Source organism: Bacillus sp. UNC322MFChir4.1, from assembly GCF_000746135.1.
Classification (GTDB): domain Bacteria; phylum Bacillota; class Bacilli; order Bacillales; family Bacillaceae_G; genus Bacillus_A.
Map to the genome: position 1 here is coordinate 17,525 of NZ_JQKQ01000041.1, position 17,318 is coordinate 34,842.

Genomic DNA, 17,318 nt, shown 5'->3' on the forward strand with positions numbered 1-17,318 from the left:
CTCCTTCTTTGTCTTTATCGTCATAAATCACGGAACAATTTCAAATACAGTACCTTGGTTAAAATCAGTCACCTTCATAGAACCATAAACCCCTAAATATAGTTTGGTTTGATCCAGATTCGTTCCCAAAGTAACATAATAGGCTGATTGAGACTCAAAATTATAATCAGTTTCAATAACACTAAAATCATTTAGTTTACAATCTGTCCTTACTCTGGTATAAGCTAAAACCCCTCTAACTGGAGATCGAGATTCTTCTTTCTGGGCAAAATCGGTAAACACAACGCTTCCTGTTAAATTTGGGATTCCATTCCCCATATATGGCTGAACTCCTGTAAGTGCAGTTCCTCCAAATTTATCGGGTCTAGGATCCTTATGAAAATAACTAGTTAAAGGCTGAAGACGCCCTACTAAAGTTTTTATTGCTTCATTGTAATAAGCAATTGTGTTCTCATCTAAAGTCGGATTTACGGAACAGTGCCTTATAAACGAAGTAGGAAAAGCACCTTCCCACCCTCGCCAGCCAAAGTTAATAAATCCTTCTTGATCAGTTAAAGAAGCTTGAATAAGCTGAGTAACCGGTATTGGTTTATAATGAACGAATGAAAAAATTGACTCTACCAGGTCCTGTCCGACATTTCCCGCATATTTGATATATTGGTTATTAAACCTTTGAAATGAAATGCCTGTTATATTACGAACCCCTTTGGCAATTACCGTAAGTGTTTCCTGAATAGGTGCGGGAAGTTCATTAAAACGTGTGACTACAGGTGGATTATAATTAAATGTATTCTTATCTACATCAATTTCAATTATTTTACCTGCTATTTCCATATCATCCTGGCTTAAATTAAATGGGTCATAGCCTGCTCCGCCATCTCCAGTTGTTAAAATAAGTTTTCTGGTTTCAGGTGAAAAGTTTAAGCTATTGACACCATTATGATTAAAAAATGGTCTTCTTATGTTAAGTAATGTCCGTCGTTTTTGAGGTTGACCGTTCGATTGTAAAATCCATTCTTCAACTGTATCAATATGATCATATTGAGTTTCTCTATTTATCCACCTTAGATTTAAAGTATTGGAATCACACGGGTTAGGCTTAAAATGTTCAGAAAGAGCCCCTGGACCTTGTGTTCCAGCTACTGAATAATGAAGATAAAACAGACCGTTATAATAAAATTCTGGATGAAACGCTAGCCCTAGCAATCCCCGTTCATCATATCCACTACCTGAAACACCTTGTTCAGAACTACCTAACTTTATAATTCGCGAGCGAATATCTAAAAAAGTCCTTATAACTCCGTTTCCTATGTAAAAGATCTCTCCTACCTGAGTTACAATAAATAATCTTTCAATTGAGTCACCCGGAAGTATAGCTGTTTTCAAAACAGTGGGTAAATTTATCTTACTTACAATCGGTCGTAAACTAACCTTAACTTTTATCAACTAATTTGACACTCCTTCTAATTGTTTTCTTTTATAAGAATATGATTAGAACTGTTTTATTAGTATCAAATTAGGGCCAGAGAATTAGAGGGATTTCCTTTTAATTCTAGATCTTTTTCCTAAAGTCAATCGTTTTTTGTTATCATTTTCACCCTGGAAAAATAACAATGCAACATAGAGAAAACGGATAGGGTGCGATGTGTCCTATGTGATTAAATGATTTCTGCTTTTAATTTTTCTGGAATGATAATGAAATAACCATTTTCATCAATAGTGATCAATTTTCTTCTTTTTAACTGATTAATTGTGCGACTAATTGTTTCTCTTGATGTTCCAATCATATTGGCGAGTTCTCGATTCGTAAACTGGGTCGTTAAAGTATATGTACCATTCATTTCTACACCATTTGACTTACATAAACGAAGCAATAACATAATAATTTGTTCGTAAGTATCGTGAAGAATTTGTTCTTCTAATCTGTTCTGAAGATCCACAATTTTTTCTCCAAGAACTTTAAACATTTTAATACATAATTCAGGATGCTGAATTAAAATTTTCTCGAAATCAGCGATTGGAGTAACGATCAATTGTGCAGCCTCAAGTATTTCAGCATGTGCTGGGAAGGTACCTTTTTGAAAAAAGCCAGCATGAGGAAACATTTCTCCAGATTGAAGTACAGAAACAATTTGTTCTTTTCCAGTTGCGTCTGTTTTTTGAATTTTTACTTTACCTGAGTGGATAAAAAACACGCGATCAAGTATGTCGCCCTGCATAAATACAAACGATTTTTCCTTATACATTCGTAATTGTGAAATATCTACAATAGGCTGAAGTTCTTCCTCTGAAAGTTCTTTAAAGAGAGGCACTTCCTGTAAATGTTTTTTTATCATTTTTGCTTTCATATATACAACTCCTTAATAATTCAAGATATTTTCTTATAATAAATTTATATCAATTTTTTAAATGAAGCAGTGATAAAAATCATATTTGTGAGAAAGTGAAACTTTTATCAGTAACAGAAAAAGTACATAAGAAATAGAACATAAGCAAAAAGTGCTTATGTTCTATTTTTTACGTATAAGCGGTATCTATTTAAGAAATTTTTTATTTATTTAAGATCAAAAAATGTTGTTTTTGAACCTTAATTTGATATCTATAGATTGTACTTAAGCCTTTGCAATTGCACGCGGAAACAAAATATTATTTTCTAAATGAATGTGCTGGAATAGATCGGATTCAAGAGTTGCAAGTCGTTGATAGACAAGACGATAAGTACCGCAAGCTCCTTCTGGAGGAGTAAAGTCATTCGTAATGTTTCGAAGTTCTTTTATAATATCACCAGCATGACTATGCTCACTTTCCAGTTGTTCTACCACTTTGCGTAATTTCGCATAATTTTCATCAGTTGGATTTTGCTCAAATGCTAAAATTAACGGAAAATCTACTGTTTCTTCTTTAATTATATGCTGTTCTAATTCTGTTTTTAGTTCATGGAATAGCTTATGAATTTGAGCTAAATGAGGCTGATTTGATCCATGAACGCGGAATACTTTTGTCACATATGGACTTAACTGTGGCAATTCTTCATTTAAATAGCGATGATGTTTATTCACAATATAGTCAATTAATTCACTATAATTCGCGGTTGTCCAGTCAATTTTTGATTCATTTAATACTTTTGTTTCATGATAAAGAGTATTTAAGTTTGTTATAACTTCTTCTACTGATAAATTTCTCTCATGAATTGCATCGATAAGTGGTCTGTTACCTCCACAACAAAAATCTATTCTATATGATTTGAAAAGGTCGCTTGCTTTTGGGAATTTCGTAACAATATCACCAATCACAGAAGTCTCAGTAAATACATGTTCCATATGAATGCCTCCATTAAATTTTAATTTTATATCTAGATTAAAAATAGCAATAAATTTCAGTTTATGTAGTGATATATATCACTGATAACCTGTGAATTTCACCATACGTTGTTTGTGTGATATAGCCGATGCTTGTATTTATGCTAAAAGTAAGTGGAGCCTAAAAGAGCCAAGTATGGCAAATGAAATCGCTCCATTTTTTCAAGAGTAAATAACGATATTTTCATAGGGAGTTGTAATGTTTCGAATTAATTGACGGAAAATTATAACAATAATACAATGAAATAGAATGGATAGTCAGTTTTAAAGGGCTTTATAGAACTTAAGGGGGGGATTGTTATGAAGCAATCATTTTTTACTCGCAATCGAAAAAAATTAGCAGAAACATTGCCGGATGAATCTGTTACCATTTTATTTGCTGGACAGGCGCCTTATAAGTCAGCCGATGACCATTATAAATTTGTGCCAAACCGAAACTTCTATTATATGACTGGTATTGATGAGCCGAATGTTATTTTGGTGTTAAAAAAAGTAGGCGAAATAGTAGAAGAAATGCTCTTTATTGAGAAGGCAGATCCAGTTCTTGAAAAATGGGTAGGTAAAACAATTTCAAAAGAAGAAGCACAAGCTATTACAGGGATAAAAACGGTTGTGTACTTAGAAAGTTTTGAACAATCAATAGCGAGAACGTTTTTTACAGAACATGTAGAGCACGTGTATTTAGATTTAGAACGTCGTGAGTGGGCGGGGACAGAGACACGGACATTAACATTCGCTAAACATGTAAAGGAACGTTATCCACACCTTACAATCGGTAACGTTTATCCAAATATTACTGAATTGCGCGTATTTAAAACGGATAAAGAAATTGAAAAGATACGAGAAGCAATTATGGTTACAAAAGAAGGTATTTACAATGTGCTCAAACATGCGAAAGAGGGCATGATGGAATATGAATTAGAAGCTCATTTTGATTTTACACTAAAATCATCTGGTATAAAGAATCATGCATTCAATACGATTTTGGCAAGTGGGAAAAATGCAACCGTGCTGCATTATGAAAACAATGATTCTAAAATTAATAAAGGTGATTTAGTGTTGCTTGATCTTGGAGCTCAAAAAGATTACTACAATGCTGATATCAGCTTTACGTTCCCAGTGAGCGGAACATTTTCGAATCGCCAAAAACAGATTTACAATATTGTACTAAAAGCATTGAGGGAAACAATTGAGCTTATGAGACCGGGATTAAAATTTTCTGCACTAAATGAGCATACGAAAAAGGTACTTGCAGAAGAATGTAAGAAAATTGGTTTAATCCAAGAAGACTCAGAACTCTCCAATTATTATTATCATGGAGTGAGCCATTTCCTTGGCTTAGATACTCATGATGTAGGTTCATACAAAGATCGAGTGCTCGAAGCTGGCATGGTCATTACAGTGGAACCTGGTTTGTATATTGAAGAAGAAGCAATTGGAATTCGGATTGAAGATGATATTCTTGTTACCGAAAATGGATATGAAAATCTGTCAAAGGACATAATCCGAACAGTTGAAGAGATTGAAGATTTCATGAGAGCACATAATCCAAATGTGAAGGATAGACAGATCGTTGTAAAATAAGAAGAACGAAGGCGCCTAATGTTTGGCGTCTTTTTCATGTTGTTTTAGCATTTTTAGTAGTGCGTAATATAATGACTTTCTATTGTGAAGGGACTAAAATTAAGCGTATAATATTATAGGTCTAAAATATATAAGAGGAATTGTGAATGATAAAATGTAAGTAACACTGGCATTCAGATAGGGAGTTTTAAAATGAAATTAATTATTGCCGAGAAACCAGATCAAGGTTTGGCGCTTGTTTCTCAATTTAAATACAGGCGGAAAGATGGCTATTTAGAAGTAGAGGCGAATGAACTGTTTCCAAACGGGGCGTACTGTACGTGGGCAATTGGTCATTTAACGCAGTTATGTAACCCGGAACATTATCATGCGGAGTGGAAAAAATGGTCATTAAACACGTTGCCAATGATTCCAGAACGGTTTCAGTTTGAAGTAACGAAGTCAAAGTATAAGCAATTTAATGTTGTGAAACAGCTGCTACATAATCCGCAAGTGACGGAAATTATTCATGCGGGAGATGCTGGGCGCGAAGGGGAATTAATTGTACGGAATATCATTCATCTTTGTAATGTGCAAAAACCGATGAAACGTCTTTGGATTTCTTCTTTAACGAAGCAAGCAATCTATCAAGGCTTTAAAAATTTACTTGATGAAGCGGATACGGTGAATACTTATTATGAAGCATACACACGGTCATGTGCGGACTGGGTAGTTGGAATGAATGCATCCCGTGTTTTTAGCATTTTACTAAAGAAAAAAGGAATGAATGATGTTTTCTCCGCTGGGCGTGTGCAAACACCAACACTTGCATTAATTGTGAAACGCGAGAAAGAAATCGAAAACTTTAAATCGGAGCCATTTTGGGAAGTGTTCGCAACCTTTAATATAGATGAAAAAAAATATGAAGGTAAGTGGGAACAAGATAATGAGTCGCGCCTAAAAGATCCAAATATGGCAAATAAAATTGCGGCATTTTGTCAAAATAAACCGGCTGAAGTGAAAGAAATGAAAACAGAGCGGAAAGAGTTTCAGCCACCATTTTTATTTAACTTGTCATCTTTACAAGCAACGGCGAATAAAGCATTTAAGTTTTCACCGAAAAAAACACTTGATATAACACAAGCTTTATATCAAAAAGGAATTGTCTCGTATCCACGTTCGGATTCTAACTATGTAACAGAAGGCGAAGCTGCAACGTTTCCTGATATTTTACAGAAATTAAGTCAGTTTGAAGAATATAAAGATGTATTGCCAGTACCGATTCCTTCTATTATGAATAATAAGCGTTACGTAAATGAAAAAAAGGTTACAGATCACTATGCAATTATTCCAACTGAACAAGTAACGAATCCAAATAAAGTATCAGGTGATGAAAGAAAAATTTACGATATGATTGTAAGACGTTTAATTGCAGCGCATTATGAAGCGGCGATTTTTGACTACACTACAATTACAACGCTTGTTGATGGCCGTGCTGAATTTGTTTCCAAAGGAAAGCAACAAATTCAAGAAGGATGGCGCAAGGTCATTTTTCAAGATGATAAAGATGAAGAAGCGATTCTTCCGATTGTAAAAGAAGGTGAACAAGGTAAAGTTGTAAAGGTGAAAGTGAAAGAAGGAAAAACACAGCCGCCAAAACGATATACTGAAGGTCAGCTTATTACGTTAATGAAAACAGCAGGGAAATATTTAGAGAACGAAGAGTTGGAAAAGGTATTGAAGAAGACAGAGGGGTTAGGTACTGAAGCAACGCGTGCTGGTATTATTACAATGCTAAAGGACAGAAAGTATATTGACGTAAAGAAAAACCAAGTGTACGCGACTGATAAAGGAAAAGTACTTATAACTGCAATTGGTGATAAAATATTAGCTTCGCCAGAAATGACAGCAAAATGGGAGCAGCGGCTTGCAGAAATAGGAGAAGGAACAGCTTCGCCTGCTGCATTTATGGAACAAACGAAAAAGCTCTCAGCAAAAATTATTGAAGATGCAATTGAAATGTCTGATAAATGGGATTTTACAGGATTACATGTAGAATCGATTGAACGCTCCAATTCAAAATTTACAGTTGGTAAAAAGGTAGGAAAGTGTAAAAAATGTGATGGAGATATCATTGATAAATCAACATTTTACGGATGTTCGAACTACAATACAACGAACTGCGATTTTACAATTTCAAAGAAAATATTAGGGAAAACGATTTCACAAAAAAATATGATGAAGTTACTAAAAGGTGAACAAACGGAGTTAATGAAAGGGTTTAAAAAGAACGATAAAACGTTTGATGCGAAGTTAGAATGGAAAGATAATAAGATTAATTTTGTGTTTGAGAAATGAAAGTTGTCAATAAATAAAAAAGTTCTGTATTAATTTTGGAATGAAGAAGGGCTGATATGGGGTCCAAATCATTTTAAACAGTAATCGCTATATTGAGTGGTGCGGAAGTCATGCATATGATTAAAAAAGAACAGATTGATTTACAAGATCAGTCTGTTCAAAATCAGAAAGAATTCAGCCATCAATTGTTTGAGCTAACAGCATAAAATACAATTCTGCTAGAAATATATACGCTATATTCTCTATTATTTTATCTTTGCACCAGAGCATAAATTGTCGAGCAATCGATGATTTATGCCTTTTTTCTATAATATTCTTATAATTATTTTGACGCATTACTTTTTTTACCATAAAATAATATTCAGATAACCAAATTTAACCGAAAATATGAAAAAAGATATACCTTTCTAGCAATTATATGCTTAGGTATGTCCTTTTTTTATAATTATAAGGGGGGAATTTAATGAGTCAATTCAAAAGAATATTGTTTTGAAACCTCTGTTTTTGATAATGAAACGGTACAAATATCAAAAAACGGTAATGAATTGTTAGGAGAATGGGGTAGTTATAAAGGTTCTAAGTTCTATGTAGGTTTAGAATTCAAAGAAGATGGTACATATACCGCATATGATGATACAGGTAAAACATCGTATGAAGACAACCATATGACAGGAACATGGTTCTACAGTGCAGACAAAAGCAAATTACATTCATCCCTAAAGAGTTTGTTAAAGACGGTAAAAAGCTAGAAGAGAAACAAATGAATGCGGTAGAGACTATAATGTTGAGTTTTTCAGAGCAGGTTCTTTGAAAATGATAGATGGTAAAGGGAATACAATAACAGCAGAAAGACGTAAATAAACACAAAGGTGGCTTTTAAATAAAGTTTAACTGTTTATATAGTAAACGTATTATTTATCAGCATCTCACTCATCTATTTTGCGGTTAAATATTACTTCTTACTATTCACAGGTTTAAGTTTAAAGGTACACCTAAATTTAAGAAGTCAGTTTGGGCGAAGTCTTTTCGAAACCTATTGTTCTTTCTGTATAGCGGTGGACTTATTTCAGAAGAGCATACTTTTACTTTCAAGTACTAAAGTCAATATTACATAAATAAAAGGGGTACAGACGAAATGAACGGTATAGCGAACTTAATTGAAAATCATGTTGAGACTTTGTTTCTTATCTTTGTAAGTATAATTGTACTAGTATTTCAAAGTATTGTCTTTGGAAGAATAGTAAGAGACCGGTTTAAAAGTAAAGATATAGAGAAGTTAAAAGAAGATAAACAGTATATTAAGAAGTTAACTATAGTATACATAGGAATTATGGTAATAGGAGCTATAACAAACTTACCTTTATTCGGATTTATATTGTTAGGTTTTATGTCTAACACTATTATATTAACGTCTTTAAAGATAGAATTGTCTGATACAAAGTCAAATCAGTTGAAGACTGTAAAGAACTCAAATTTCATGCTATGGTTTGTAATAAACGCTATGCACTTAGTATTATTCTTTATTGAGGAAATAAAGCTTATTAAAAGTATTTAGGGGGAGACTTATTGATAACGATATGACTTCTTATGCTTCACTGATGAACTATATAATAATTGCATTATAACTAGCTATTTTTCTAATGGTCGTTCTTTACTTTATTAAGAAAGACTTATTAATAGCTATAATTAAGAAGATGATAAAGAAAGACATTAAGATAGAGGATATAGGTCTTTTAAATGCAGTAAGATACTTATTATTTAAAGGTATTATTATTCAAGTAACAGTTACATTGATTTTAAGCTTTATGTACGGGTTATCTCAAGTAACACCTATGTATGTGAGTTTTGTAACAAACATTGTTCTTTTATTATTTTTCTCATTTGAGTTAAACTATAAAATGGATAAGAATACTTTTTATAAAACAAAAAGAAATGTATTTTTAATACTGTCATTCCTTGTCACAGTGGGGTACTTTTCAGTAGCTTTAGACTTCTTTAGTCAACTATATTGATAAATCTATAAAAATATACACTAGTTAAGTAGTATATTTTTAGATTCTATATTATTTAGCTATTTTTTATTCTAACAATCCACTTAGCTGCGCATATATTTTTGTGGTTTCACTCTTTTTATGATTAACAACGGATTACTTCAAGAAGTGCTCCGTTGCTAATCAATTGAGTCGCAAAACTATGCCGTAATTGATGTGGATGATTAGAAATAAGGAAAGGCACTGGGTTCTTACCCTACTTAAGGAACTTTCCAATGAAGAAAAAAATTCTTTACTAATTCATAAATGTGCTGATTATGCTATTTGTTAGTAAAGAATTTTTTTTATGTAACACCTTCTTTAAATCGAGATAGAAATTAGAAATGTGGTAAATGGATAAGAGTTCTAACTGTAGGGAATAAATACGAAAAAACAATGTTTCATTTACAACTATTCATAAAAAATTCAATTGTATTTTAAAAAACATAGCATGTGTTAATTTTGTGAAAAAGGATGTGCAATATGAACAAAAAGAAAAAGTACACTGTTGTTGGTACTGATATTGATGAAGTGAAGGAGCTAAATAAGAACTCTGGTTTAACTTATAACGAAGTAAAACAATTATTGGTGAAACAAATGAAACAAAAGTGAATATAAACGGAACTGAAAATATATAAATGTGTTCCATTAAAAGTGTACTTGACTGGACTATATCATATATGGCGAGAAGACCTCCAGCTCAAGCGCGAAAGAAGTGGTGGGTGAAAAACCCCCCATTGATGGAAGTTTCACTTTATAATATTTTTTCTGGGAATATAGGAAACGTAGAAAGTATGAAAAAGGGTGCATTATTCAGATAGCCAGACATAATGATATTTTGTGGTATTTTTTGATTCTCCGCTTCAAATTGTCTATGTGTTCGCTTTTTTTACTGGTTATTTATGAGTAAGAGTAGCAATCACAGTTTTTATAATGTCAAACGTTACTTGACTGATTTTTTCTTGAGGCAAAAAGTATCAATATATACATTTGCGGGAAGATTTTAAATGTAAAAAAGCGAATTTTGTCTTTTGTAGTTAATTCACTGAAAATTCTTTTTCTAAATTCATTGAACTGATCGCGATAGCTTTTGACTAGTGATTTTTTAATTTTATTGTCATTCATATTAAAAAAAGATGTAATAGTCAAATTCATCATATTAAGTAAACAGATATTATAAATATCATCGAACTCGTCCTCTCTGAACAATGCTAGCCTCTCGACGTATATATTCAGCATATCCAAATGTTCTTTAATATTCTGAACGTCGGTTGATTTGCTATGAAGTATGCTGTTTGGACGATTAAAATAGTAATATAACCTTTCATCAGTAATCACGTATTTATTGACCCTTTTCAACAAAAAACAAATAATTTGCTCATCTTCCGCACGTCTATACTGAGTGTTGAAACGAAGATTATTAAATAGATTTTTCTTAAACAGTTTGTTAGAAACAACAACTCCTACGCCATTTATTTCATATTTTGGATCAAACACTGTCTTGATTGCACCAACTTTATCATAAACGCTGATTTCAATATCATCTCTTGGAGGTTCGGCGTAATTACTGTCCCAGCACCCTCTACTAAAGCAAGCTGACATATCTGCATTGTACTTTTTAAGTAATGAATATAAACGTTCATACATATCAAGGTGAATATAATCGTCAGGGTCAACAAATGCAATATAATTACCTGTTGCTACATCAAGACCCATATTCCTTGCCGAACTTACACCCTGATTGCTTTGGTGGATAACTTTAATCCTGTCCTCTCTTTTTGCGGATTCCTTGCAAATTTGTAAGGAATTATCTGTTGAGCCATCATCAATAAGAATAATTTCAAGGTTTTTATATAATTGTCCACACACTGTATTTAAACATCTTTCAAGATAATCCTCTACATTGTAAATAGGAATAATAACTGATATTTTTTCTTTGTGTATATGTTCAATCATAGCTATCTCCTTTATTTTAATATATTTAATTTTCATATAATTCCCATTTAATTTTATGTTAATTATATGTTCTTAATTAAGAACTAACAAGTGGAATTTCTTCTTTAATATGGAAACCCGCTTTATTTGTTAAAGAGAATTTAAAGAGTCTAGTATGATATTCCATTCTTTTTACACTTCAATTTCGGAAAAGAAAAGTAATAAAATATCTAATTTTATTTGCACAAACAATTTTATTATAATGAATGATATGGTAAAATTTTATGTATTGTGTGCATTATTATACAAGATAAGTATGTTCTTTATGATAATGTACTATTTTTGTAAACCTTTTATTTTGAATTTCGTTTATACTTTTTTAGTGTGATCGGCAGGAGTTTGTAAACACTTACATAGTTTTTAGAGAAAGATGGGGGTGACTGTGAATGCCCACACCAGTAAAGAAGAATAGTCGTTATATGGTTGGATTAGACAGTTTAAGGGGCCTAGCCATACTAGGTGTTATTTTGTATCATATTAATTTTAATTGGTTGCCTGGAGGATTTTTAGGTGTTACTGTGTTTTTTGTACTTTCGGGTTATTTAATTACGGATATTCTTGCTGTTGAATGGAAGGAAAAAGGGAGAATTGACTTAAAGGATTTCTGGTTGCGCCGGGCAAGGAGATTGCTTCCAGGGATGCTTGTCATGCTTGTTATAACATTAGCGTGGATTACAATTTTCCATAGCTCGATACTTTGGAAAATGCGTGGAGATTCTGTAGCTGCTATATTTTATTTTAGTAACTGGTGGTACATTTATCACAAATTATCATATTTTGATAGCTTCGGTACAGTTTCTCCACTAAATCATTTTTGGTCGTTAGCTGTTGAGGAACAGTTTTATGTAGTTTGGCCGCTTATCATTGGTTTTGGCCTTTCTTATGTAAAAAAACAATCACGTCTAACATTATTTATTTTTCTCGGAGCGATTGCTTCAGCTGTCGCGATGGCGATAATCTATGTACCAGGAGATGATCCAAGTAGAGTTTATTATGGTACCGATACAAGAGCGTTTGCCTTACTGATTGGTGCAGCACTTGCTTTCATTTGGCCGAGCAGTAGATTGGCTGAAAAAATTATTCCAAAGGCTCGTCTTGTTCTTGATATAATTGGAGGAATAGCTCTTATTGTTGTTCTTGGTATGTTTTGGAAGACGAATCAATACGATCCATTCTTATACCGCGGAGGAATGTTCCTTTTATCGATTGCTACTGCAATATTAGTAGCAAATCTTGCCCATCCAGCTAGCCGTATTAGTGTCTTTTTAAGGTTTAGACCTTTACGCTGGATTGGTGTTCGATCTTATGGGATTTATCTTTGGCATTATCCGATAATCACATTGACAAGTCCTCAAGGAAGTGCTGGAGAATTTCAACTTACAAGAGCAATTTTTCAATTTTTTCTTATTATATTTATGGCGCAACTTTCATGGAAATTTATCGAAAATCCAATTCGCAAAGGCGCGTTGAAGAACTTTCATTGGCGCAACTTTAGAATAAGAAATTTGGAGCTAGCTGGTAAGTTAGTTTTAGCATTTGCGATCTTTGTTACTGTGACAGCAAGTTTTGGCTTAACGACTGCAAGCAAAGCAAAAGAGAGTTCTAAAAACAAAGTAGAGTCGGTACAAACAGAGCAAAAAGATCAGCCTAAACATCCAAACGTAGTTTGGGAAGAACCAGCTGATAAACCATCGCAAAGCAAAGAAGAAGTGAATTCTACGGGGTCTAAAGAATCTGCATCGATTACAGCTATTGGAGATTCAATTATGATCGATGTCTCTTCCAATTTAAAAAATGTTTTTCCTAATATTAAGATTGATGCGAAGATTGGAAGGCAAATGTCTGAAGCGACTGCTGCGGTTAATAGAATGAAAAAAGAGGGTTCTTTAGGTCAGTGTATTATTATTGGATTGGGTACAAACGGAGCATTTACGACTGAGCAAATATCATCATTAATGCAATCAATAGGTAATGAGCGTAAAGTTATATTGGTGAATACAAGAGTGCCGCGTCCATGGGAATCAGTGGTGAATAACAAGTTAAAAGAAACAGCGTCAAAATTCTCAAATATTACGCTAGTTGATTGGAATTCAGCAAGTGCTGGGAAGAAGGAATATTTTGAACCAGATGGGGTCCATTTGACGAAAGCAGGGGAAGATGCATATACCTCGCTTGTAGTGAAGAGTATTAAAAAGTAGAGTAATAGCGAATGAATAACTTTTCACTTGATTTCACTTTGATGTGAAGAACATTATTTTTTAATATATTTCTATATGTATACAAATTTTAAAAATATGGACTAGATAAGTATAGAAAAGTGAGACTGTAAATAAATATAATTTACATATGAGAAGAGAGTCGCGTTAGTTTGCGACTCTCTTTCATATATTATGATGATGTACGTTGTAAAAATTGAGAGTACAAATCGTAAAAATAATTTGGGCGAAAAATATTTGCAGCATGACCAGCTAATGGAATTTCTTTATATGAAACATTTGGAAGAATGGATTTCAAATCAAATAAACAAGATTTATAGAGATGATCATGTTCTCCCATTACCCATAAAATTGGTTGCGTGAGTTCTCGTAATCGGGATTTTAAATCGAATTCTAAACGATGCCGTAGTGACTCTCGAATAATAGATCTGTGTAATTGTAATCCAAATCGATAGTAAATATTTTTGGAAACGATCGCAAATGGGTTTGCTTTTAGAATGCCACTTGGAAATATAGTACTAGCATACTGATTAAGCCAAGAAGAGTACTCATTATTTCGTTTGTCCCAAAACTTTTTAAAGACATTAAATAACTTAGAGGGGTTATTGTAATGACCTCCAATATGACATAGACTCAATACTTTTTCTGGATACTTATGTGCAAATATAGTAGCAATATAGCATCCGTAGCTTAGGGCACAAATGTGAGCTTGTTGGATTCCTTCTTTTTCATATAAATCTGACAATTGATCTACTAATCGATCTAAAGAAAAATCAATGGCTTGTCCTTTGTCATCACCATGACCAAGTAAATCGTACGTGATGATGTTATAAGAAGAGGAAAATAATTTACACTCCTTTTTAAATGCACGACGATTTCCAACTAATCCATGAATGAATATAATAGTTTTTTTCTCAAAATCTTTTTTTGTTTGCAAAAGTATGCCCCTTTCAATTCTATTGTAGAAAAAATATGTTCTACTAAAATGTTGTTATTACTAGTAAGCTAAGGCACCGATTATGCTTGGGAAATTGAAATAGATGATGAATATAAATTTATATAAGTTAAGTTTTTTTGATGTTTAATAGATTGGGTATAACTAGTTTTAAGTACCAGGTAATAATAGCAGATGGTTGTGTGGTTTGTAAAGGAAACTTAATGTTAGATATATTGGAAACTAAAATATACTTCGATTTAGTAATTGCTGATGGAGAGAACATGAAGAAGTGGTTATTCACTATAGCTATCATTTTATAAAATGATAGTGAAGAGAAGTGTGTGAATATAATTACATGTTTTTTGATTAATCCATCCATCATTTTTATTAATGGTTTTAATTAAAATAATTCATTTTATTTATTTCCAATATAAATATATAATAGCGATTAGGTGAGTGTATAGGATTATTATTTAATATCTTTCGTTTTTAATTTAGATGTGAAAGATTAAGAATGTATAAAGTTTACCTATGAAGCTAACTATTTCTATGAGAATAGTTAGCTTCATAGGTGTTTGAGAAAAGGTTTTACTTTATATATTTTCTAATACCATTTTTCATTATGATGGATATGTAGTTATAACAATAAATTGATGATACAAAAATCTTGTAATCTTTATACATACATAAACCGTAATTTATGCTATTGAAGATGAAATAATGATTGTACAACAGGAGGCATTATTATGGAGCTACGCCATTTGAAAACTTTTATTATTGTAGCGGAGAGCGGTGGATTTACACGGGCTGGAGAAAGACTCGGGTATACACAATCAACAATCACTAATCATATTCAATCTTTGGAAGAAGAAATTGGAAGCCCGTTGTTTGATCGCCTCGGAAAAAAAGTCGTTTTAACTGAAGTAGGAAAGCATATGCTTTCTTACGCACAAAAAATATTGGCATTATCAAATGAGGCACTAGAATCATCTCAATTAAACGGCAAACCATCGGGAACGATACGTATTGGGGCAAATGAGTCTTTAATGATATATCGATTACCTGTTATTTTATATGAATTTAAAAAGAAGTATCCGCATGTCCATATCATTTTACAACCATCAGAGAGCCAGGAGTTGCATAATGAATTAAAGTCAGGGAAATTTGATTTTGCTTTATTTACAAATCCAGAAAAACTAGGTGTAGATATTGTCACTCATTCACTTGTTAGAGAAGCGATTGTGCTTGTTGCTCCGCCGGGGCATCCGTTAACGAAGCAAAAAGATGTTACTCCTTCTGATTTAGAAGGAGAAATGTTATTGCTTACTGAGCCAGGAAGTTATCGAGACTTACTAGAAAAATGGATAAAAGAAGAAGGGGTTAACTGTTCGCGTATTCATTTTTGGAGTATAGAGGCAATTAAACAAACTGTAATGTGCGGGTTAGGGTTATCGTATTTACCGTTTATTACAGTTAAGGAAGAGATTGAGCGTGGAAAGTTAATCGCGCTGCCATGGAAGTACAGTGAGGATTTTGTGACAACTGAACTGGCATATCATAAAAATAAATGGTTAACTCCAGCGATGAAGAAACTAATAGAAATGATTGAGAAACATGCAGAGAACTGGAGAGAGACAATTTAGTTTCCTAAGGTGTATAGAGATTAGAAGAAAAGAAACACCTAAGAATAGACGGGAGGAAAACGTAATGAATGAACGTATGAAAGAAATTATACTTGTTGTAGTTGGATCGTTATTATTCGCGATTGGAATTAACTATTTTGCAATTCCAAACCGATTATCAGAAGGAGGAATTATCGGTCTTACGGTAATTACTTACTATTTATTTGACTGGTCTCCTGGTACTGTAAACTTAATAATGAATGCTGTTTTACTTGCAATTGGTTACAAATTTTTTGATAAGAAAACGATGGTATATACAATTCTTGGGATTATATCTACATCTTTCTTTTTATATATTACAGAAGGTGTGGCAACTCCGGTAAATAATGATACATTATTAGCAGCTCTATTTGCAGGTGTGTTTGTTGGTATTGGTTTAGGATGTATGTTCCGTGCGGGTGGTACATCAGGCGGTTCAGCTATCATAGCTAGATTGGCAAATCAATATTTAGGCTGGAGTGTTGGAAAAGGTGTACTCATTATCGATATCGTTGTTATTGCTGGCTCAGTATTTATTATTGGGCAAGAGAAAGCTATGTATACACTTGTAGCGGTCTTTATCGGTGCAAAGGTTATTGATTTTATTGTGGAAGGGTTAAATACAAAAACAGCAGTGACTATTATTTCAAATTATCCAGATATAATTCGAGAAGCCGTTATGCAAAATATGACACGTGGTGTAACAGTACTGGAAGGACGAGGCGGTTACACAGGAAATAATAAGGAAGTGTTATATGTTGTTATTAATAAACAAGAACTCGTTCAATTAAAACAAGTAGTGAGCCGAAAAGATCAAAATGCCTTTGTCGTTATTCATGATGTACGAGATGTATTAGGTGGTGGCTTTAAAGCAAGTTAAAAGATCTAGCCTTCAAATGATTGAAGGCTAGATTTTTTTGTTTGGATAGTAAAAATTTCATTTATCTATCATATCTTTCGAGAGGACTCCCACCTCTAAACATATGTGAAGGTGGTGAGGTGAATCGAAAAAATATTTTATGTTCAAGTAAAACGATGGAAACGTACGTTCTTGTTTTGGTATAATATCCTTAACAAGGAGGTGAAAAAATGACAACGGAAAATCAAATACATTATAAAACTCTTCAGATTTGGATTAAAAAAGGACATCGTATGTATTCTTATTTTCAAGAATCTTGCCAAAACGCTAAAAATATGTA

12 protein-coding genes and 3 pseudogenes are annotated in these 17,318 nt (G+C 32.9%); 9 read left to right on the top strand and 6 right to left on the bottom strand.

Annotated elements, in window-relative coordinates:
* Positions 1 to 27: 27 nt before the first annotated feature.
* The 3 genes from BR72_RS15130 to ric all read right to left on the bottom strand — a co-directional run bounded on the left by BR72_RS15130 (position 28) and on the right by ric (position 3,320).
* Positions 28 to 1,446 carry a PQQ-dependent sugar dehydrogenase gene (locus tag BR72_RS15130; RefSeq protein ID WP_035434233.1) on the bottom strand — a complete coding sequence of 473 codons (1,419 nt, stop codon included), beginning with the start codon at positions 1,444 to 1,446 and terminating at the stop codon, positions 28 to 30.
* Positions 1,447 to 1,658: 212 nt separating this feature from the next.
* Positions 1,659 to 2,348 (bottom strand): Crp/Fnr family transcriptional regulator, encoded by a 690-nt coding sequence (locus BR72_RS15135; RefSeq protein ID WP_035434237.1) that lies wholly within the window; start codon positions 2,346 to 2,348, stop codon positions 1,659 to 1,661.
* Positions 2,349 to 2,612: 264 nt separating this feature from the next.
* Positions 2,613 to 3,320 (bottom strand): iron-sulfur cluster repair di-iron protein, encoded by a 708-nt coding sequence (gene ric / locus BR72_RS15140; RefSeq protein WP_035434239.1) that lies wholly within the window; start codon positions 3,318 to 3,320, stop codon positions 2,613 to 2,615.
* Positions 3,321 to 3,659: 339 nt separating this feature from the next.
* On the opposite strand from ric, the gene BR72_RS15145 reads away from it, so the two are divergent.
* From BR72_RS15145 to BR72_RS15165, 5 genes and pseudogenes are all read left to right on the top strand, one after another.
* On the top strand, positions 3,660 to 4,943 hold the full coding sequence (locus BR72_RS15145; protein WP_035434240.1) for an aminopeptidase P family protein: 1,284 nt from the start codon (positions 3,660 to 3,662) through the stop codon (positions 4,941 to 4,943).
* A gap of 192 nt (positions 4,944 to 5,135) precedes the next feature.
* Positions 5,136 to 7,280, top strand: a complete 2,145-nt coding sequence (locus BR72_RS15150; RefSeq protein ID WP_035434243.1) for a DNA topoisomerase III — start codon at positions 5,136 to 5,138, stop codon at positions 7,278 to 7,280.
* A gap of 47 nt (positions 7,281 to 7,327) precedes the next feature.
* Positions 7,328 to 7,486: pseudogene (locus tag BR72_RS15155) on the top strand (IS6 family transposase); the annotation flags it as partial.
* Between the two features lie 288 nt (positions 7,487 to 7,774).
* Positions 7,775 to 8,141 (top strand): annotated as a pseudogene (locus tag BR72_RS27140) (DUF3994 domain-containing protein); the annotation flags it as partial.
* 274 nt (positions 8,142 to 8,415) lie between these two features.
* On the top strand, positions 8,416 to 8,835 hold the full coding sequence (locus tag BR72_RS15165) for a hypothetical protein (RefSeq protein WP_035434246.1): 420 nt from the start codon (positions 8,416 to 8,418) through the stop codon (positions 8,833 to 8,835).
* 523 nt (positions 8,836 to 9,358) lie between these two features.
* Here the strand turns inward: BR72_RS15165 and BR72_RS27465 are convergent.
* Positions 9,359 to 9,494 (bottom strand): annotated as a pseudogene (locus BR72_RS27465) (tyrosine-type recombinase/integrase); the annotation flags it as partial.
* A 299-nt stretch (positions 9,495 to 9,793) separates the two neighbouring features.
* Here BR72_RS27465 and BR72_RS27355 point away from each other — a divergent pair.
* Complete coding sequence (locus BR72_RS27355) at positions 9,794 to 9,922, top strand: hypothetical protein (protein ID WP_035434250.1); 129 nt, start codon at positions 9,794 to 9,796, stop codon at positions 9,920 to 9,922.
* Between the two features lie 324 nt (positions 9,923 to 10,246).
* Here the strand turns inward: BR72_RS27355 and BR72_RS15180 are convergent, their stop codons facing one another.
* Positions 10,247 to 11,266, bottom strand: coding sequence for a glycosyltransferase (locus BR72_RS15180; RefSeq protein WP_051957332.1), 1,020 nt, complete (start codon positions 11,264 to 11,266; stop codon positions 10,247 to 10,249).
* 425 nt (positions 11,267 to 11,691) lie between these two features.
* Between BR72_RS15180 and BR72_RS15185 the strand changes: the two genes are divergently transcribed.
* Positions 11,692 to 13,503 carry an acyltransferase family protein gene (locus BR72_RS15185; protein ID WP_035434252.1) on the top strand — a complete coding sequence of 604 codons (1,812 nt, stop codon included), beginning with the start codon at positions 11,692 to 11,694 and terminating at the stop codon, positions 13,501 to 13,503.
* 190 nt (positions 13,504 to 13,693) lie between these two features.
* On the opposite strand, the gene BR72_RS15190 is transcribed toward BR72_RS15185, so the two are convergent.
* Positions 13,694 to 14,458 carry an alpha/beta fold hydrolase gene (locus BR72_RS15190; protein WP_035434254.1) on the bottom strand — a complete coding sequence of 255 codons (765 nt, stop codon included), beginning with the start codon at positions 14,456 to 14,458 and terminating at the stop codon, positions 13,694 to 13,696.
* Positions 14,459 to 15,204: 746 nt separating this feature from the next.
* Between BR72_RS15190 and BR72_RS15195 the strand changes: the two genes are divergently transcribed.
* Positions 15,205 to 16,101, top strand: a complete 897-nt coding sequence (locus BR72_RS15195; protein WP_035434255.1) for a LysR family transcriptional regulator — start codon at positions 15,205 to 15,207, stop codon at positions 16,099 to 16,101.
* Positions 16,102 to 16,165: 64 nt separating this feature from the next.
* A complete protein-coding gene (locus tag BR72_RS15200) occupies positions 16,166 to 16,999 on the top strand; it encodes a YitT family protein (protein ID WP_035434257.1) in 834 nt (277 codons plus the stop codon).
* Positions 17,000 to 17,318: the final 319 nt, after the last annotated feature.